General features: G+C 63.2%; 13 protein-coding genes. 10 read left to right on the top strand and 3 right to left on the bottom strand.

The window, feature by feature from the left end:
* The first annotated feature begins 175 nt into the window (after positions 1-175).
* The 4 genes from GJT30_14195 to recD all read left to right on the top strand — a co-directional run bounded on the left by GJT30_14195 (position 176) and on the right by recD (position 10,084).
* Positions 176-1,072, top strand: a complete 897-nt coding sequence (locus tag GJT30_14195) for a sel1 repeat family protein (GenBank protein ID MSM40763.1) — start codon at positions 176-178, stop codon at positions 1,070-1,072.
* Between the two features lie 276 nt (positions 1,073-1,348).
* The gene (gene recC, locus GJT30_14190; GenBank protein MSM40762.1) at positions 1,349-4,603 is read left to right on the top strand and encodes an exodeoxyribonuclease V subunit gamma; all 3,255 of its coding nucleotides are present in this window, start codon (positions 1,349-1,351) and stop codon (positions 4,601-4,603) included.
* The gene (gene recB / locus GJT30_14185) at positions 4,540-8,163 is read left to right on the top strand and encodes an exodeoxyribonuclease V subunit beta (GenBank protein ID MSM40761.1); all 3,624 of its coding nucleotides are present in this window, start codon (positions 4,540-4,542) and stop codon (positions 8,161-8,163) included. Before recC ends, recB begins: the two co-directional genes overlap by 64 nt.
* Positions 8,153-10,084, top strand: coding sequence for an exodeoxyribonuclease V subunit alpha (gene recD, locus GJT30_14180; GenBank protein ID MSM40760.1), 1,932 nt, complete (start codon positions 8,153-8,155; stop codon positions 10,082-10,084). Before recB ends, recD begins: the two co-directional genes overlap by 11 nt.
* Before the next feature lie 114 nt (positions 10,085-10,198).
* Here recD and GJT30_14175 read toward each other — a convergent pair whose 3' ends face one another.
* The 3 genes from GJT30_14175 to GJT30_14165 form a co-directional block, all read right to left on the bottom strand.
* A complete protein-coding gene (locus GJT30_14175) occupies positions 10,199-11,404 on the bottom strand; it encodes a porin (GenBank protein MSM40759.1) in 1,206 nt (401 codons plus the stop codon).
* Between the two features lie 56 nt (positions 11,405-11,460).
* On the bottom strand, positions 11,461-12,834 hold the full coding sequence (locus GJT30_14170; GenBank protein MSM40758.1) for a hypothetical protein: 1,374 nt from the start codon (positions 12,832-12,834) through the stop codon (positions 11,461-11,463).
* A 286-nt stretch (positions 12,835-13,120) separates the two neighbouring features.
* Positions 13,121-14,269: a hypothetical protein gene (locus GJT30_14165; protein ID MSM40757.1), complete on the bottom strand. Its 1,149-nt coding sequence runs from the start codon at positions 14,267-14,269 to the stop codon at positions 13,121-13,123.
* Positions 14,270-15,329: 1,060 nt separating this feature from the next.
* Between GJT30_14165 and GJT30_14160 the strand changes: the two genes are divergently transcribed.
* The 6 genes from GJT30_14160 to GJT30_14135 all read left to right on the top strand — a co-directional run bounded on the left by GJT30_14160 (position 15,330) and on the right by GJT30_14135 (position 19,644).
* Positions 15,330-15,866, top strand: a complete 537-nt coding sequence (locus GJT30_14160; protein ID MSM40756.1) for a chemotaxis protein CheX — start codon at positions 15,330-15,332, stop codon at positions 15,864-15,866.
* 11 nt (positions 15,867-15,877) lie between these two features.
* On the top strand, positions 15,878-17,653 hold the full coding sequence (locus GJT30_14155; protein MSM40755.1) for a hypothetical protein: 1,776 nt from the start codon (positions 15,878-15,880) through the stop codon (positions 17,651-17,653).
* Between the two features lie 52 nt (positions 17,654-17,705).
* Positions 17,706-18,161 (top strand): hypothetical protein, encoded by a 456-nt coding sequence (locus GJT30_14150; GenBank protein ID MSM40754.1) that lies wholly within the window; start codon positions 17,706-17,708, stop codon positions 18,159-18,161.
* A 14-nt stretch (positions 18,162-18,175) separates the two neighbouring features.
* Positions 18,176-18,490, top strand: coding sequence for a hypothetical protein (locus GJT30_14145; protein MSM40753.1), 315 nt, complete (start codon positions 18,176-18,178; stop codon positions 18,488-18,490).
* Positions 18,491-18,508: 18 nt separating this feature from the next.
* Positions 18,509-19,144, top strand: a complete 636-nt coding sequence (locus GJT30_14140) for a hypothetical protein (GenBank protein MSM40752.1) — start codon at positions 18,509-18,511, stop codon at positions 19,142-19,144.
* A 359-nt stretch (positions 19,145-19,503) separates the two neighbouring features.
* Positions 19,504-19,644 carry a hypothetical protein gene (locus GJT30_14135; protein ID MSM40751.1) on the top strand — a complete coding sequence of 47 codons (141 nt, stop codon included), beginning with the start codon at positions 19,504-19,506 and terminating at the stop codon, positions 19,642-19,644.
* Positions 19,645-19,711 lie beyond the last annotated feature (67 nt).

Below are 19,711 nucleotides of genomic sequence, written 5' to 3'. Positions count from 1 at the left end.
GGGGGTATCTGCCTGTAATATGGTATAGTTATGGCGATGGTACGCCGTATGCACTCTTTTTTATACACTTCCCGGTGCATCGTCATATAGCCGGCTCCTTGCGGAGCTGATCCGGTCTGGTATCATTCGTGATATCCCCTGGCGAGGGGGAAGTGCCCTGTGAGATTGTTCTGTTATGGTATCTCGTTACGAGAGGGGCTGCATGCGGACAAGGATCTTCCAGGCTGTCGTCGCCACCATTGCGCTGACCTGCTCGGCTCTGCCGGCCTTTGCCGACATCGATGCCGACGGCTCCGCCTATTCCCGCGAATTCTACGCCACACCCTCCAGCCCTGACAGTGCCGATGCCGGCAGCCGGACCCCCGGTTCCGCATCCATCGGCGCCATCATCAGCAGCGACTCCCCGAAAAACTACGGCTCGTGCATGAAGGCGGCCAAGCATGGCGACACGCAGGCCATGTACAACCTCGGTTACATGCATTTCAACGGCTTCGGCGTCCCGGTGGACAAGCTCCGGGCCGCGGCATGGTTCAGGAAAGCGGCGGTCCGCGGCCACCTGGAGGCCCAGAAGGCGCTCGGTTTCATGTATGCCAATGGCGACGGCGTTCCACAGGATTACCCCGAGGCCCTCACCTGGTTCCGGATGAGCGCCGAAAACGGCGATGCCGAGTCCCAGTTCAGCATCGGCAGTATCTATTACAATGGCTGGGGGGTGGCGGTCGACAAGGCGGAGTCGGCCCGCTGGTGCCGCAAGGCAGCCGAGCAGGGGGACTCCCGGGCCCAGTATATCCTCGGTTCCATGTATGCCCGGGGCGAAGGGGTGGCGCTCGACTATGCCGAGGCAGCCAGATGGCTCGCCCGGAGCGCCGGGCAGGGGAATCCCCAGGGGGAGCTGAGCCTGAGCCTCCTCTACTACAACGGCTGGGGAGTGCCTCAGGACCGGGACGAGGCCCTGAAGTGGTGCCTTTTGGCGGCCGAGCAGGGTGACGAACAGGCCAAGCTGGTCCTTGGTACCATGATCAGGCATAAATCGGTTCGCCAGACCCGGAGCGACAAGTTGGCAAACCGGTAGGCCGAACCCGCCCCAGGGCGAATCCCTTGCCGGGCATGAAGAGAGCCGCACGCAGACCGTGCGGCTTTTTTGTTGCTTTCCGACCGGGGCTCGCTTACCTTTGGTGCAGCCGCCGGAAGGGACGCGACATACTCTGTCGCACCCCTGGGATATATTTATTCCCATCCGGAAACACCGGATGACACTGCCAGATCGGAAACGAGGGATTTTTCGTCCTGGCACGGAATCCCGAAGATTGACACCGCCAGGGCGGAAAAGAACCGTTTCCCATACTGCATGCGAGGAACCATCACCCTTCATACCAGCAACCGGCTGGAACTGCTTGCCGACCGGCTCGCGGCCGAAATGGCGCGGCCGCTCTCCAACCCGCTCGCCCAGGAAGTGATCGTCGTCCAGAGCCGGGGGATGGAGCGCTGGCTGGCCATGGCCCTTGCCGAGCGGCTCGGGGTCTGGGCCAATTGCCGCTACCCCTTTCCCAATGCCCTGGCCTGGGAGGCCTTCCGCGCCGTCCTGCCGGAGATCCCGGAAGAGAACCCCCTTGCCCCGGAGCGGGTCTCCTGGCAGCTGATGGAGCTAATCCCCCCGCTTATCGGCGAACCTGCATTTTCCCCCCTTGCGCATTACCTCGCGGACGATCCCGGCGGACTCAAGCTGTATCAGCTCGCCTCCCAGGTGGCTGACCTGTTCGACCAGTACACCCTGTTCCGGCCGGACATGCTGGACGGCTGGGAAACGGGGCGCGACTGCGACCGCTGCCGCTGGCAGGCGATCCTCTGGCGCCTCCTGGTCGGCCGGGCGGGTGCGCGCCACCGCGGCTCCCTGCTGCGGGAGTTCTGCCGGACCATGACAGGGAGTACCCCTCTGCCGGCAGGCCTGCCGGAGCGGATCGCGGTGTTCGGCATCCCGGCGCTCCCCCAGTACCATACGGAGATCCTGGCGGCACTGGCCCGCAGGATCGAGGTCCACCTCTTTCTCCTCAACCCCTGCAGCGAACACTGGTTCCAGATCGTCTCCGAAGGGGAGAAATCCCGCCGCCTGGTCCGCACCGGCACTGTCGGCTCCGACGCCTACCTGGAATGCGGCAACCCGCTCCTGGCCTCGCTCGGGCGGCAGGGGAGGGATTTCTTCGACCTCCTCTACGACTCCGCGCCGCTGGACGAGGGAGAGGGGGGGAGCTTCGTGGCGCCCCGGAGCGATCGGCTGCTGCACCGGCTCCAGGGGGATATCCTCTCCCTGGTCGACGCTACGGAGCTACGGGGAGAGCGCCCGCAGATCGCCCCCGACGACCACTCTCTGCAGGTCCATTCCTGTCACAGCCCGCTACGGGAGATCGAGGTGCTGCACGACCGGCTGCTGGCGCTGTTCGAGGAGCATCCCGGTCTGACGCCGCGGGACGTGGTGGTGATGATCCCCCGGATCGACGAATATGCCCCCTACATCAGCGCCGTGTTCGGCGGCGGCGAAGAGCGGCGCAGCATCCCGTTTTCCATCGCCGACCGGAGCGTGACCGGCGCCGGCAGCCTGGTCCGGGCCTTTCTCACGCTCCTCGACCTGGCGGAGAGCCGTTGCGGGGCTTCCCAGGTCCTGGACCTTCTGGCGCACCCGGCGATCGCCCGCCGGTTCGGGCTGTCGAACGACGATCTGGCCACGGTCAGGCGCTGGGTGACGGAGAGCGGCATCCGCTGGGGGGTGGACGGCGAGGATCGCGGCCGGGAAGGGCTCCCCCCCTTTGGCGAAAACTCCTGGCGGGCCGGCCTGGAAAGGCTCCTGCTCGGCTATGCCCTGCCCGGCGACGGCCTGACCCTCTACCGGGATATCCTCCCCTATGACGACCTGGAGGGGAGCGAGGCCCGCCTGCTCGGGGGGCTGGTCGCCTTTACCGATGCGCTGTTCGGGCTGAAGGAGGCGTTTGCCCGCCCGCGCCGGCCGCAGGAATGGGCTGGCTACCTGCTCACGCTCCTGGATCGCTTCTTCAGTGTCGATGAGCGTCTGCTGGGGGAGCAGACCCAGCTCACCGCCGCCTGTGCCGACCTGGCGCGGGGCGAGGCCGCCGGTTTCACCGGGCTCCTCGGGCCGGCCGTGGTCCGGAGCTGGCTGAACCGGCAACTGGAGCGGGACAAGGGGCTGCACGGCTTCCTCGGCGGCGGGGTCACCTTCTGCGCCATGCTCCCCATGCGGAGCATCCCGTTCAGGGTGGTGGCCCTGGTGGGGATGAACGACGGTCTCTTCCCGCGCCAGAACCGCCCCCCCGGCTTCGACCTGATGGCAGCGGCGCCCCGTCGCGGCGACCGCTCCATCCGCGACGAGGACCGCTACCTCTTTCTCGAAGCGATCCTTTCGGCCCGCGACTGCCTCTATCTCGGCTATGTCGGGCAGAGCAGCCGTGACAACGCCATCCTGCCGCCGTCGGTGCTGGTGAGCGAACTGCTGGACTACGTGGAGCGATCCTCCATGATCGCCGGGGTGCCGGAGGCCGGGCAGAGGGAGGCGGTCCGGCAGCGGCTGGTGACGCGGCATCACCTCCACCCCTTCCACCCGGCCTACTTCCGGGAGGGTACGGGCAGGCTGCTCAGCTACTCGACGGAAAATTGCCGGGCAGCGCAGACCCGGCAACAGGGGGGGGAGCCGGCCGGTTTCCTCGACGGGCTGCCGCTTCCCCTGCCGGTCGACCTGCCGGAGACGATCCCCCTGGAGCGGCTGATCGCTTTCCTGCGGAGCCCGGCAGAGCATTTCCTGCGCAACCGCCTGGGAATCCGCCTGGAGCAGGTGGCTGCGCCGATGGAAGACCGCGAGCCCTTTGTCGTCGTCGGGCTGGACGATTACTTCCTTGCCAATGAGCTGGTGGAACAGCTGCTTTTAGGCAACGATCCCGCAAGGCTCGAACCGGTCTTTCGCGGCCGCGGTCTCCTCCCCCCCGGCGGGCAGGGGCGGATCGCCTTCGGCAAGCTCCGGGCACGGGCAGAGCAGTTTACCCGCCAGGTCGCACCGCTGGTGGCGCAGGAACCCCTTCATCCCCTTGATGCGGCACTCTCCGCTGGCGGCCATCTGCTCGCCGGGCGGATCGACGGTATTTGGCCTGCGGGTCTCGTCCGCTATCGCTGCGCCAGGCTGAAGGCGCGGGACCTGCTTTCGCTCTGGGTCGAGCACCTGGTGCTGAATGCGGCCGCGCCTCCGGGCTACCCGCTCCGGAGCAGGCTGGTGATGCGGGACGTAAGCCGCTCCTTTGCGCCGGTTCCCGATGCGGCCGGGCAGCTGGCAAAATTGACGGAACTCTATCTGCAGGGGCTCTGCGCGCCGCTCCCTTTCTTCCCCGAGACCTCCCTGGCGCTTTGTCACCATCCGGACCGGCCCGACAAGGCGGTTGCCATCTGGAGTGGCTCGTCCCACAGCCGGGGCGAAGGGGAAGCGCCGGCCTTTGACCGCTGCTTCGGCAGCAACGATCCGGCAGGGCTCTGCGCCTCCCCGGAATGCGGGGAGCTGGCCATGGCGATCTACGGGCCGCTGCTCGCCAGCCTGGAGGAGGGGGCGTGAGGGAACTGGATCTCTTCACCGACCTCCCGGACGGGGTCACCCTGATCGAGGCGGCAGCCGGCACCGGCAAGACCTACGCCATCGTCGCGCTCTACCTCAGGCTGGTGCTGGAGCGGGAGCTGCCGGTGGAGAGCATCCTGGTGGTCACCTTCACCGAGGCTGCCACCGAGGAGCTGCGCGACCGGGTGCGGCAACTCCTCTCCTTAGCCCTGGACGCCCTTTCCGGCCGGGAGACCGAGGACCGGTTCATTGCAGAACTGGTGCGGCGTTTACCCGACCATGAGCGGGCCGGGCAGCTCCTTACCCTGGCGCTCGCCTCCTTTGACGGCGCCGCCATCCATACCATCCACGGCTTCTGCGCCAGGGTGCTGCAGGAGAACGCCTTCGAGTGCGGCGCCCTGTTCGACACCGAACTGCTGGCCGACCAGGGACCGCTCATCCGGGAGCTGGCGGACGACTTCTGGCGGCGCCATTTCTATCCTGCCGACGAGCTGTTCGTGGCCCATGCCCTGCGGGGCGGCCTGACGGTCGATTCCCTGGCAACGGAGCTGCGCCGGGTCGTCGGGCGGAGCGGACTTTCGGTGATCCCGCAGCAGGAGCCGGTGGATACCGCGGATGCGCGTGCCGCCTGCTGCGATCTCTTCCGCCGCGCCGCCGGGGAGTGGACCGCGGCAGCCGGCGAGGTAACGGCCCTCCTGATGGAGAGCCCGTCCCTGAGCCGTACCGCCTACCGGCTCACCTCCGTCCCCGCTTGGGTCGCCGGCCTGGAGCGGTATTTTGCCGGCAGCGACCCCCTGGATATCCCGGACAAGCTGGAGAAATTCACCCCGGAAGGGCTTGCTGCCGGCTGCAAAAAGGGGCAGGCCCCGCCAGTACACCCGTTCTTCGATTGCTGCGAAGAGCTCCTGGCAACTGCCGGACGGCTTTCTGCCCAGTATGACCGCAACCTCCTGGCGCTCAGGGCGGGACTGCTCCGGAATGCACGGGAGGAACTCGGCCTGCGCAAGGTTCGGCGCAACCTCCGCTCCTACGATGACCTGCTCTCCTCCCTCCATGAGGCGGTCGTTGCCGGAGGCGGCGCCAGGGGGCTGGCCGAGCGGGTGAAGAGCCGCTATCGGGCGGTGCTGGTGGATGAGTTCCAGGATACCGATCCGCTGCAGTACGCCATCTTCGCCGGCCTCTTCGGCGACGGCGGTGTGCCGCTCCTCTTCATCGGCGATCCCAAGCAGGCGATCTACAGCTTCCGCGGGGCCGACCTCCATGCCTACCTGGCCGCGGCGCGCCGGGTGGCCACGGAGAACGGATTTACCCTGCTGCGCAACTGGCGCTCGTCCCCCGGCCTGCTCGATGCCGTCAATACGCTGTTCGGCGGGGCCCACCCCTTCCTCCTCCCCGAGATCGGTTACCGGCGGGTGACACCGGGGAGCGAGCGCCAGCAGCAGCACCTGTTCCCGGCCGACCCCCCCTTTGTGCTCTGGAACTACGGCTGCGCAGGGGACGGCCACCCGGCCAAGTCGGTTGCCGAGCAGATGATCGCCCGCGACGTGGCTGCCGAGGTGGCGCGGCTGATCCGGCTGGGGGGGAGCGGCGAGGCGATGTTGGCGGACCGGCCGCTGCGAGCCGGCGACATTGCCGTGCTGGTGCGGAAGAACTACCAGGGGCGGCTGGTGCAGCAGGCGCTGCAACGGGTGGGGGTGCCCAGCGTGCTGCACGGCACCGAGAGCCTGTTCAGCTCGGCCGAGGCCCTGGAGCTCTGGCGGGTGCTGTCGGCGATTGCCGGACCGGGCAACGAGCCGCGCCTGCGGGGGGCACTGGCCACCGACCTTCTCGGCTGGACCGCCGCCATGCTGGCAGTTGAGGACGAGGATTCGACCGCCTGGGCCGGCCTGCTGGAGCGGATTCGCGGTTACCACGACACTTGGGCGCTACAGGGGGTCATGGCCATGGCCACGGAGCTCCTGGCGGGCGAAGGGGTCCGTCCCCGGCTCCTGGCCCATTCTGACGGCGAACGACGGCTCACCAACATCCTCCACCTGCTGGAGCTTCTGCACCATGCCGAGCTGGAGGGGGAGCTGGGGTTGGAAGGCCTGGTCGCCTGGCTGGCGGAGCGGGTCGCCGAGCAGCCGGAGATCGACGAGTACCAGCTCCGCCTGGAAACGGACGAGAGCTGCGTCCAGCTGGTCACGGTGCACCGGAGCAAGGGGCTCGAATACCCGGTGGTCTTCTGCCCCTTTGCCTGGGAAGGGGTGCGCGACGAGGGGACCGCGCTCTTTCACGACAACGACCGGATGGTGCTCGATCTCGGTTCCACGCAGCTCGACGACCATCGGCTCCGTGCCAGGGAGGAACGGTTTGCCGAGGACCTGCGGCTCCTCTACGTGGCGGTCACCAGGGCCAAGGAGCGCTGTTACCTGATCTGGGGCGGATTCCGCGGTGCGGAGGAGTCGGCCCTGGCCTGGCTTCTCTTCCGGCCCGCCCCGGCCGGCGATGAGCCGCTCTCCGGCCAGGGGTCGATAGCGGAAAGCGCCACGGAACAGGAGACCCTATTGCTGCGGCTCGCTGCAGGGGCAGGGAGGGCGATTGCCCTGTGCGAACCCCCTGCCGGCGCGGTGCAGCTCCCCGCTGCCCCGCCTGAGGCCGGCACCCCCATGGCGGCGCGCGAATTCCACGGGGTGATCGACCGTTCCTGGCGGGTCACCAGCTTCACCGGCCTGGTTTCTGGCAAGCCCCACGCCATGGAGCTGCCGGACCGGGATGCGGCAGCTCCCGGCAGCGACCGGCCCGCGGAACGGCCGGCCCCGGCGTTTGACGATATCTTCTCCTTCCCCCGTGGCGCGGTTCCCGGCACCTGCCTCCATGCCGTGCTGGAGCGGGTCGACTTTGCCGCCTTCGATCAGGCAGAGGTGCGGCAGCTGGTCAGGGAGCAGCTTGCCCGTCATGGCCTCTCCACGGAGTGGGAGGTCGCGGTGGCCCGGATGATCGGGCAGGTGGTGCGCGCCCCCCTGGCGGCGGACCGGCCGGAGCTGCGCCTGGAGAGGCTGGGGCGGGGCGGGTGGCAGCCGGAGCTGGAATTCATGCTCCCCCTGGCGCCGCTGGAGAGCGGCGACCTGGCCCGGGTCTTTCGCAGTCACGGGAAAGACGGCCGCTTCCCCGACCTGCTCGACGAGCTCGGCTTCGGCCGGGTTCGGGGGATGCTGCGCGGGTTCATCGACCTGGTCTTCTGTCTGGATGGGCGTTATTTCCTCATCGACTGGAAGTCCAACTACCTGGGGGGGCAGCCTGCCGATTATTCCCCGGCGCGGCTTAACGAGGCGATGGAGCAGGAATACTACACCCTCCAGTATCACCTCTATGTCGTGGCCCTGCACCGCTGGCTCGAAAGCCGCATGGCCGGCTACGACTACGACCGCCATTTCGGCGGGGTCTTCTACCTCTTCCTGCGGGGGGTCGATGCTGCAACGCCCGGTCAGGGGGTCTTCTCTGCCCGGCCGGAGCGCGTGCTGGTCGAGGCGCTCTCCGCCTGCCTGACGGACCGGACGGAGGTGGGGCATGGCGGATAACGGGGTGCGGGAGGCCATCTCCCTTGAACTCGGCTCGCTCGACCGGGCCTTTGCCGGATTCGTCTGCCGGCTGGCAGGGGGGGGCTCCCGCTCGCTCTGGCTGGCCGCGGCCCTGGTAAGCAGGGCCACCGCCGACGGCAGCGTCTGCCTGGACCTGCAGGCTGTAGCCGGCGAGGCGGCAGAGGCTGCGGCGCGGCAGGCAGCCATCCCCGACAGTCTCCCCGACAACAGCAGACCCGGTCCCGAGGCTCAGGGAACGGGACAGCTGGCCTTTGACTGGAACGTTGCGAAGAAGGGGGAGCCGTGGCAGGATGCCGGGGAGTGGGGGGAGGAACTGCGGCGTTTCGCCGTGGTCGGGACGCCCGGAGAGACGGCACCGCTGGTGCTGGACCGGAGCAACCGGCTCTATCTCCACCGCTACTGGCGCTACGAAAAGGAACTGGCGGACCGGTTGCAGGAACGGGCCTTGACCGTGCATCCCGATTTCGACCCGGCAGGGCTCTGCCGCGGGCTCGATCTGCTCTTCCCGCCGCAACGGCCGGATACCGGCCCTGACTGGCAGCGTGTCGCCGCCTGGATGGCCGTCACCCGCTCCCTCGCGGTCATTGCCGGCGGACCGGGGACCGGCAAGACCACCACGGTGGTGAAGGTGCTGGCGCTCCTTTCGGAGCTCTCCGGCGACCGGCCGCTTCGGATCGCCCTGGCCGCCCCCACCGGCAAGGCGGCCGGCCGGCTCAAGGAGGCGGTCTCCCAGGCCCGGGAGCGGCTTCCCCTGGCAGCGGAGACCGCGGCGCGCATCCCTGCCGAGGCATCGACCATCCATCGCCTGCTCGGCGCCGTTCCCGGATCGGTCTCCTTCCGCCACCATGGCGGCAACCCGCTTCCCTTCGAGGTGGTGGTGGTGGACGAGGCCTCCATGGTCGACCTGCCGCTGATGGCCAGGCTGCTGGACGCCCTGGCGCCGGAGTGCCGGCTGATCCTGCTCGGCGACCGGGACCAGCTCGCCTCGGTGGAGGCGGGCGCGGTGCTCGGCGATATCTGCCATCCCGCTTTCCTGGAACGATTCTCTCCAGAGGCTGCCGCATCCGCCGCATCGGCTGGAATAACCCTGCCCGTAACGGTTGCGGCTGCGCCACCCCTGTGCGATGCGGTGGTGACGCTCAAGACCAGCCACCGCTTTGCCGCTGCCAGCGGGATCGCTGCCCTGAGCCGGCTGGTGAACGAAGGGGAGGGCGAGGCAGCGCTTGAGCTCATGCGTGCGGGTGGGCATGGCGACATCGGCTGGCGCGACCTGCCGCCTCCGGCCGGGCTGGCTGCACTCCTCAAGGAGCGGCTTGCAGAGGGCTATTGCGACTACCTGGCCGCCGTTGACCCGGCTGCCTGTCTGGAGCGGCTCTCCGCCTTCCGGCTCCTCTCCCCCTTCCGCCAGGGACCGTATGGTGTTGCAGCGCTGAACACGCTTGCCGAGCGAGCCCTGGGGCTTGCCGGCCGCCATGTTGCCGGGTCCCCCTGGTACGGCCACCGACCGCTCCTGGTGACCCGCAACGACCACCAGCTGCGCCTCTTCAACGGCGACATCGGCGTGATCGCCACCGGACCGGCCGGGGAGGGCGTGGCAGCCTGGTTTCCCGCTCCCGACGGCGGGGTGCGGCATCTCTCGCCGCTGCGGCTTCCGCCGCACGAGACGGTCTTTGCCATGACCGTCCACAAGAGCCAGGGGAGCGAGTTCGACACCCTGCTCCTGCTCCTCCCCCCCGGCGCTCCGGAGCTTCTCACCCGCGAGCTGGTCTACACCGCCATCACCCGCGCCAAGAGGAGGGTGGAGATCTGGGGCGATCCGGCAGCCTTCATCGCCGCGGTCTCCCGCCGGGTCAGCCGCAGCTCCGGCCTGCGCGAACGGCTTTGGGGCGAGGGAGGGTAAGATCCCCTGCCATACATGAAAAACGGCGCTTCCATCCGTGGATGAAAGCGCCGTTTTTTGTGCTGCGCTGTTGTGAGCCTGCCTGCCGTTGCAGACAGGTGCTGCTGCCGGTGACTAGAAAATCACCTGCAGTGCCGTTACGAACATGTTGAAGTCCTTGCTCTCGCTGTTTTCGACAGCGAAATCGGTCTTGGAGTATTCGAAGGTGAGCTTCAGGTTCTGGTCGCGGAAGTAGTAGTTGGCGCCCATGCCGTACCAGTCGATCTTCTGGTTGAAGGCATCGACGCCGTTCAGCTGCAGATTGGCAAAGGACCACTTCTCATAGCGGCCGAAGAACTGCAGCGGCAGGTTGGGGAGCATATAGCCGGCCTTCGCGTACCAGCCGTTCTTCTGGCCGTTGAGGCCGAAGGCGACCGGATCGGGGTTGGCTCCCTTGTAGGCGTCGCCGAAGTCCGCATCCTCATAGGCCATGGAGGCCGTGACCGTACCGATCGCTTCAACCGGGTACTCGAAGAAGATATCGGCGGTGTAGCCATGGTAGTTCTTTTCGCCGGTCTTGGCCACGGTGTCCGAATAGGCGACTCGCGGCTCATACTGATAGGCGCCGCCGATGGTCAGGACCTTTTTCTTGCCCAGGTAGGTCCCTTTGTAGCCGTAGTCCTTTTCCGGGTCGAGCAGGGAGATGTGGCCGCGCACGCCGTAGCGGTAGCTGGACTGGGGCTGCGGAGCTGAAGCGTCGGTTGCGGTGCGCCCTTCCATCACGTCTGCCCGGTACTGGAACATGCCGTCGAGGAAGTTGCCCCATACGGCCACGCCGGTGTCCCTGGTGCTCTCGTTGGCGCGGATGAACAGCGAGCGGTCCAGGGTGAGCGGGGTTTCGCAGGCATCCAGGTTTTCACGGGTGAAGTTGTACTTGAACTTGCCGGCCGTCACCTTGAAGGAGTCGTGGAAATTGAAACGGAGCGCCGCATCCAGGATGGTGAATTCCTTGTTTGCCCTGTTCTCGCTCACCTGGAAGGGGAGGGAGAGATTCTGGGAATCGACGTACTCGGTCTGGACGTAGAGGGTGAACATGTCGCCGTAGGCGCCCATCAGGGCCAGGCGGTTGCGGCGGAAGTTGAACGACATGGTCTCGCCGTTCTGGTCGGCTCCCGAGCCGTTGTCACGGACTGCCATCTGGAACTGTCCCTTGTAGTCGAGCTGGAGCATCCCCTCATCGTTGGGGCCGAACGTCATCTGGGGGCCGGCAAAGGCCGGGCCGCACCAGAGAGCCGTGCCGACGAGCAGGGTGCCGAGCATGACGGAGGTCGTACGTTTCATGATGTCTCCTTTATCTGGAATGGAATTAATGAACGATTTCAGGTTCTGCAGCTGCATCAGCATCCCGATGAGGAGCCGCCCGACGATCCGCCGGAGGAAGTAGTCGTTGTCGTGCCCGCATTGAAGTAGTTGACGTCGTCGTTCAGGATCTGGTTGGCGCGGGGGTCGGTGATGGAGGTGTACATGATGCTCGAAGCCGGATCGAGGGTCAGGGTGCCGGTCAGGGAGGAACCGGTGGTGCGGGGGAGCGTCGTGCCGCTGGTGTTGGTGTCGATGCGCCAGGCAGCGGTGGCACTGTTGGGAAGATTGGCCGTGGTATAGGCGCTCCACTGGTTCCAGGAGCCGTCATACATGGTGACCGGCCAGCCCATGACGCCGTCGAGGACAAAGAAGGGGACGGCGGCGCGCATGCCGGAGGCGCAGTAGACATAGGTCCGGCTCTTGGCGCTGGTGACCCCCATGGCGGTCAGGCGGGTCGTCAGGTCGGCAATCGACTTGAACCTGGTGGTTTTACCGGCAATGGCATCGCCGTACTGGGCGAAATCGTCGACAGTGGCGTTGGCCACGTAGGTGGTCGGAGCGCCGCCGCGGACGTCGAGGATGGAGACGCCCGTCGCTGCGGTGGTGACCGTGCCGAGGTTGATATCGTCAACCAGCTTGATCATCTGGCCGATGGAGTAGCGCAGGTCGGTCTGCATGGCTGCATTGCTACGAACGCTGTAGGTGGAGGCGGCCACGGTCGGGGCGACGGCGTCCAGGGTGTTGCCGGCGTCCTCCCAGGCATTGTCGCCGCCGTTCAGGACCTTCAGCCGCTCCTTGGGGAAGCCCCAATAGCGGAAGGTGAAATAGGCCCTGGCGATGTTCATCCAGCTCCCGTTTTTGCTGACTGAGAAAACGACGGTAGTGTTGCCATTGATGCCGGATTTCTTGATCAGGGTATCCATGGTGTTGCCGTCGAGGATCATGGTCGAGATGGGGGCGACCCCTTCCAGGCGCGTCATGGTCAGTTCGCCGCCGGAGTTCATCAGCAGCGAGCCGGGGATGTGGGAGGTCGCATAGGCGGCCGAGGTGGTGACCTCCAGGACAACGACCTTGTCACGGGTTGCCGTATCCTGGTTGTTGACCTTCCCCTCGTCCACCCACTGCTTGAGCGTGGCAGCCTCGATGAGGGCCGTGGGGGTCTGGGTCGTGGTGATGCCGGCATTGGGGTTGTCGTACCCGCTGGTTCCGCATCCCCACATTGCCAGCGCCAACAGCGCCAGCATGCCGAACAGTGTAGCCGTTACCGCTGTGTACCTTTTTTTCGGCCTTTCCAACATAGTGCCTCCTTCAGATGTGATCTTGCCTGTCTCGGCCTTCGTCCCGGAATGGTCGGAAGGGAGCGACAAGTGATGCATGTTCCCATAGCGGATTGGTGAGCAAAAGGCCATTAGGCCTACTGAATTAATATATTACAATTGCGTGAATCGGTGTCAAGCAGCTAATTTTTCGTAAAACGTTGTGAAACGGCGTTTTACAGGTCTTTTGCGCTGTAAGGCCTTGGTATGATAGGAAGTATGAGTGTTGTGACGTATAATGTCTTGTTTGTATACGTTTTGCGGGGAGGGGGGGTGGGGAATATCGGGGGAAGTTGCTCCTTTTTGACCGCTTGCATAGAAAAAGCCGGCAGGGATACGGAACCCCGGCCGGCTTTTCAGCTGCTCGAAACGGTGCCGCTTATTCGTCGTATTCGGGTACTGCCCAGTTGTGAATGTAGGCGATAATCTTCAGGGCATCGTCACTCGCTTTCGCAAAGCCCCGTGCGTTGAAACCCTGTGCATCCTGCTCGCCGAAGACCTTGCCCATGATGTTGACCCAGCCGACGGTGAAGCAGATCCCTCCCTGCGGGTAGGCATAGGGGCCGAGCAGGACCTGGGCGCGGGTCGTGCCGTGGCGGTGCTGTCGCTGGTAGGCGAAACCGGTGAAATTGAAATAATCGGTGCCGCTGGTGCCGTTGATGCCGAGGATGGAATTGAGGTAGACCACCAGGTCGATATTGACTGAACCGGTTTTGTCGCCGGCAGCGGCAATAAAAGCGGCTGCCAGTTGCAGGTCGCTTCCGTCGGGCGTTTCGGCGACCGCCGGGTCAGCCGGCAGCAGATGCGCCAGGGAGCCCAGATCGGCGGCGCTCCGGGTCAATCCCGTGAGGTAGCCGTTTTTCATCAGCTTCTGGTAGAGTGCCAGGTTTTCCCGGGGTGCATCGATGGCCTTTTCCTCACCGTCATTGATCAAAAGCAGCCGCCCGGACGGGTCGGTGGTTACCGTATCGGCGGCATTGATGGCATTGATCGCCTCGGTATAGGCCCGGTCGAGGAATGCCTGCGGAGCCCTGGCAGCATTGAGACGGCCGAAGTCAACCTCCTGGGTATATGCAGCGTAGGCATCGGGGATTTCACCTTCGATGTCCAGGGGGACCAGGTCGTTGAATTGCGGCAGGCTCCCCGCAATGGCAATCGGCTGCACAAAGCCGGTTGCGGAGACGTAATAACTGACCGGCACTCCATTTTCCCAGACCCATTGGTACAGGATCGGCGCGCCATTCTCGTCCCGGACGATGATGTAAAGATCGCCGTACAGGTCGCCCATGCTGATTCCCGGTTCGGTGTTACCGCTCCCCGGCTTGTTTTCACTCCCCTGAGTCCCTGCATAATCCGGTCGGTCAGAGTCTTCATCGACACTGGTCGTAGATGAACTCTGGGTCAGGGTTGATGCGCTACCACTTCCACTACCGCTGCCACTCCCGCTGCCATATCCGGACCAGCCGGGCGATGCAAATGCCACGATCAGCAGACTCATCATCCCCACAACACATTTCATTCTCAACATTGTCGTGCTCCTTTCTCTCCTGAGTAGTCTTCTTAATTCCACTTGAAAAAAATTCAGGACAGACCCTTTAGTATTAATAAATTCTTAGCAAAAAACATACCTTTGTTTAACGTATCAAAATTATTAGATAAATAAGGCTAGGGCAAAAGGTGTGTAATATAATCCGACAAAAGGGCTATGGCCTGAAGGCAGGCTGTTACTGCGCTCAGCAAGTGATGCGAATGCTAATTATTTGATTTGCAAGGAATATATGTGGCGAGATTACCATGTGTCTGCTGGCTTGTCTGGAAGGGAGTTTGGATGAGTGAGGTAAATACATTCTGTAACATAACAGGGCTTAGAAAATAAAACTATTGTAATACGGATAGTTGCATAACAATAATTCTATTAAATCTGAAAATTATCCCTGTCACACCCGATAATTCAGTAAAATCCGGCCTTTATATGAAAGTGTAAAATATTCTGACAATCTGCAATATTGTCTTTACAAAATAGACATATATAGCGCTGCATGCACAATCTGCTTGATATGACGGTACTAGCTCGCGGTATCGCAGTATTTTGCCGCTCGGTATGCCGTTGGTGCCGGTCCGGGAGAGTTTCAGGGAGAGCGGGACAGCTCAGGAAGGAGGTCACTCTAATTTTCCCTGGTTGCCCCGCTGTTTTTTTCGATGCCTGCCAACAGGCAGGAGAGCCCGTCCGGGTGCAGCATCGGCTTGGTGCCGTTCATGGCAGAACGGCACGTTTTCACATAACAGACACATACATGGCACACTGGCGGGCAAAGCCCAAGACAACATTCTCATTAAATATAAGCATCCAGCATAAATGAAATGACTGACTACATTAGAAAATGCAATTTTATGTGGTATAAGGAACCATGAAAATGATTACAGTAAAAGCGTAATAGAAACAGTGCATCTGTAGCTGTTATTGTCAATACGTGAAAATTGTAATAGTGTCATTGTTTTTTAAATAGTTATGTCGTGCATGGAGCCCACCACGACAGGGATATCTGTACTGCCAAACAGTTGTTATGTCGCCACGCAAGGAGGATTTCATGGCTCTCAACCAGGCTGTTATCGAATCGCTGGGATTTACCGAAGACGAACTGACCAGCCGCATGACCAGCAACATCCAGGAGGTGTTCAGCACCATGGTGGGGATGGACGACCTGCAGCACCTGCCGCGGCAGGATCATCCGCCAATCAGTTTCGAAAATTGCGTCACTGCCATGGTCGGCCTGGCAGGCACCTATAATGGCCTGGTCTGCCTGCATGCCCCCCTGAACCTGGCAATGGTCTTTACCTCAGGCATGCTGGGGATGGAAGTGAAGGAATTCGACGACGATGTGCGCGATGCAATCGGTGAGATCGCCAACATGGCTGCCGGGTCCTTGAAGCAGCATCTCTCCTGTGGCGGAGCCGACATCCGACTCTCCACCCCTTCGGTGGTGTCCGGCAAGGAATACTCCGTTGCTGCGGGGAATCCCGCGGATTCGTTCACGCTTCATTTTGCCGCCGAAGGAGAATCGTTTATGGTCAGTGCCACGCTGGAGAAGCAGGGGCATGCTGCCTGTGGGGCAGCGGTCGGGTAACCCGGCGCCACATGAATATCGGAGAAATCATGATCGGAAAACGTAGTGCAGCCGGTTCGCTCTGTCTGCTGCTTTTGTTTGCTCTTCAGGGCGGGCAGGCGGCCTGTGCCGTTGAACTGGATTATGCCGCGCCGCCGGCACAGGCATCAGCCGTAGCCATCAGTTGTGACCAGGCCAATACCGCGGTCGTCGATTATTTCGACCTGATCCGCGAAACAGGCAAGCATCAGCCCGATCTGGTGGAGGCCTTGCGCCGGTTTCCCAAGGGGGCCGATATCCACAACCATCTCTCCGGTACAATGATGCCGGAAGAGTACATCGCCCTGGGCAAAGCGGATGGCGACTGCTATGGGCCGGACCGCATCGCCCCGTCCATGTACACCATCGCCGCTGCCGGTCCATCCGGCGCCTGCACCGACGGCTTCAAGCCATTGGTACAGGCGGATGCCGCGGACCGGCAGAAGATTGTCCGGTCGCTTTCCATGTATCAGTTCGATTATCCCGATACCCAGGCGGGACACGACCAGTTTTTCGCTACCTTCGGCAGGTTTGGCGCGATCTCCGGCAGCCCCTGCAATACGGCACCGATGCTTGCCCGGTTGCTGCAGCAGGCGCACAAGGACACGGTGTCGTACGTGGAAACCATGCTCTCGTTTCAGTCCCAGGCAGTCAATACCCTCACCAACCTGTTGCGGCAGAAATATCCGGATAACGCCTCATTTGAAAAGGGCGACAACTATGCCGCCATGTACGATTTCCTGCTGAGCGTGGGGTTGAAGGACGCGGTAGCAGGGGCGCAGAACGACATCACCCTGTTCCGGAACAAGACCAATGCCCTTCTCCGGTGCGGAGCCGCAGGGAGAGACCCGGCCTGCGGCGTTTCGTACGCCTTCCTGGCTGCGGTGAACCGGAATGCGGCCAGAAAGGATGGCAGTCCCGACCTGGCCAAGATCTTCACCCAGACGGCATTTTCCATGCTGCTCGCCTCGACCGACAGCCGCGTGGCAGGGGTGAATCTCTTAAGCGGCGAGGATGCGACTGTCTCGATGCAGAGCTTTGCCACCCAGATGCAGATATTCGGGTACTTCCACAAGATACTGCCCAGTGCCAATATCGCCCTGCATGCGGGCGAGCTCACCCCCTGTTTCGTCGGGGTCGGCAATCCGGCCCTCAAGGACCACCTTGCCGGCTCCCTGCAGGCAGGGGCGAAGCGGATCGGCCATGGCGTTTCATTCGCCTTCCTGAGCGATACGGACAAAGCCGAGGTAGCCGGGCTGATGAGGAGCAAGAACGCCCTGGTGGAGATCATGTTCACCAGCAACGCCCAGATCCTGGGTGTGGCAGGGGATAACCATCCGTTTCGGCAGTATCGGAGCCTTGGCGTCCCGACCGCCTTTGCCACCGACGACGAAGGGGTCTCCCATGCCGATTACACCGGCGAATGGGTCTACGGATTCAAGAGATACGGCTTGACCCTCGCCGATCTGAAACGGCTGGCGCGCGAGAGCCTCCAGTACAGTTTTATCTCCGGGGATGCACTCTGGTTGGACCTGGCAGCGGAAAAAGCCGTGGATCAGTGCGCCGGTCTTCCCCTTGGCAGTCCCGATCCTCCCGAGCCATGCAGATCGTATCTTGACGGCAATGCCAAAGCCAGGGCGCAATGGGATTACGAGGCGCGACTCTCCGGCTACCTGCAGGCCAACGGGAAAAAGCTCGGGAAATATCTGGGGGGATCTGACAGGGATGCCGTCGCTCCGGGGTACCTGTCCCTGTCCGGGAACCGATGACCGATCATCTGACCAGAACGTCTGCTGACCCCGCCTACAGAGAGGAGAAGCCATGAAGCGAATGCGATTGCCAATGAAAGCCGGTGTTGTTGCCTGTTTCCTCGTGCTCTTGTCACTACTCTCGGCGGGGTGTGCGTTGCAGCTGGTGGCGCCCTACGATGCCAGGACCGAAGAGCTGATCTTTGCCGATGCGCAGCGGGTCGACCAGTTCTACTCCGAGCTGCAGGACACCCCTGAAGAGCGGCGCAGCTATGCGGTCTTTGCCGCGGAATACCGCGACATCGAGGGGGACCTCCGTTCCCTGGTGCTGCGGAACAAGGTCCGGAAGCTCAACGAGGACTCCACCGAGATTGCACAGAAGATCCTTGACCAGTGGCAGAAATGCCGGGAGCGGCACAAGAAGACGGATGCCTACAAGGACGCGATCGCCGAACTCGACCGGGACCGCTTCCGGAGGATGTTCGAATACGCGGCCAGGGCGGAAGGGGCAAAGAGGCCGACTGACTGAGAGGAGGGGAGACCATGGGCTTTGACATCAACACGGTTGCGAAGGATATGCTGTCCGCGGCGGAAGGCGTTTTCCGGGACGAATGGCCCAAGGTGAAGGAGGTCATGGAGCAGGTGCTGGCCGACGAGCAGGCTGCCCTGGAGAAGATCGCGCAGGCCTACATCTCCGGCGCCATCAACGAGGAAGAATTCAGGGATCAGCTGGAGAGCGAACGTGATGCCTTTGCCGCTGGCGGGGCAATGGTCAGGGTCTGCAGCAAGGTGACCATCCAAAAAGCGGTGAAAGCGGCGATGAAGGCGCTTGAACAGGCGGCGAAGGCGGCTCTGTAGGGGGGCGAGGAGGAAGGAATGCGGATGCCCCGGATATTTCCGATCATTTTCGTGCTGCTGGCGCTCACTGTCGACAGTGCCCCGGCCCTCGATCTGACCGGGCAGGACAGCGGCCGGAGCGTTACCGTTCCGGTGGGAGAGGTCGTCTCCATCACCCTGGGCGGCAATCCGACTACCGGCTATGCCTGGGAACTGACTGAAGTCGACCGGGCCGTGCTGGCACCCGATCCCGAGCCGGCCTATGTCGCCGATTCCGCGCTTTCCGGCGCAGGCGGGAAATACACCTTCCGCTTCAGTGCCCGAGCTGCCGGTTCAACGGCTGTCCAACTGGTCTATCGCCGCCCGTGGGAAAAGGGGCTGCCGCCACTGGAGCGCTTTGACCTGCAGGTCGTGGTCGTGGCCGAGTCGCGCACAACATCTGCCGTCTACCACTCCGCCGACGGGAAAACGGCCAGGGCCACCTTTGACCTGGACCGGGACCTGGTGAACGTCACCCTGCCGGACGGGCAGATGGTTACCCTGCCGGCGGCGCCCTCCGCCTCGGGCGCCCGCTACAGCAACGGCAACGAGACCTTCTGGGAACACCAGGGGGCTGCCCGGTTTTTCAAGGGGGACACGGTGATCTTCGAGGGGAGGGTGGAGCCGGTGGAGTGAAGGCGGTAATGGGTCAAGGGAGTATCGTAGTTTTTTGATAATGTGCATCATGGCATATGATATTCTCTCATGTTTTATGGGAGATGATGACACAGCGATGTTGGTTTCTTGTATAACAGCCGTCAATCATTGCTGCTTTGGGGAAACAGGCAGCAGCAATGTCAGAACTGCCGGTAATTGCCCTTGTAATATGTGACCATATGGTGTAGTACTCCTTGTAATTTCACTGTTTATGTAATGGGGTGAGGATGCGGGGGCGAAAGCAGCACTACCCGAAGGATTTATGGCCGCATCGGTCAGCGAGGAGCTGACCGGCGCGGCTTTTTTGCGTCCGGTCTTCCCGTCAGGGCACGAACGAGGTGCCCCACGGGTCTGCCCGACCCGACCGCAGCGGCAAACCCCGACCGGGAACCTTCCCATCCGACAGCTTCGACAAGCAGCTCATCGACCGTGTCCAGGCCGAGGCGGGGAAGAGAAAGATGCAGCAGTCGACGTTTTGAGGGGGATTCAACTTGGCAAGTTGGCGGACCCTGTGACCCTGACCCTGGCGTGATCCTTTCTGCAAAT

Source organism: Geobacter sp. (genome assembly GCA_009684525.1).
Taxonomy (GTDB): domain Bacteria; phylum Desulfobacterota; class Desulfuromonadia; order Geobacterales; family DSM-12255; genus Geoanaerobacter.
Note: the sequence above shows the minus strand (reverse complement) of the source record. Positions and strands in the feature narration are given on the sequence as shown.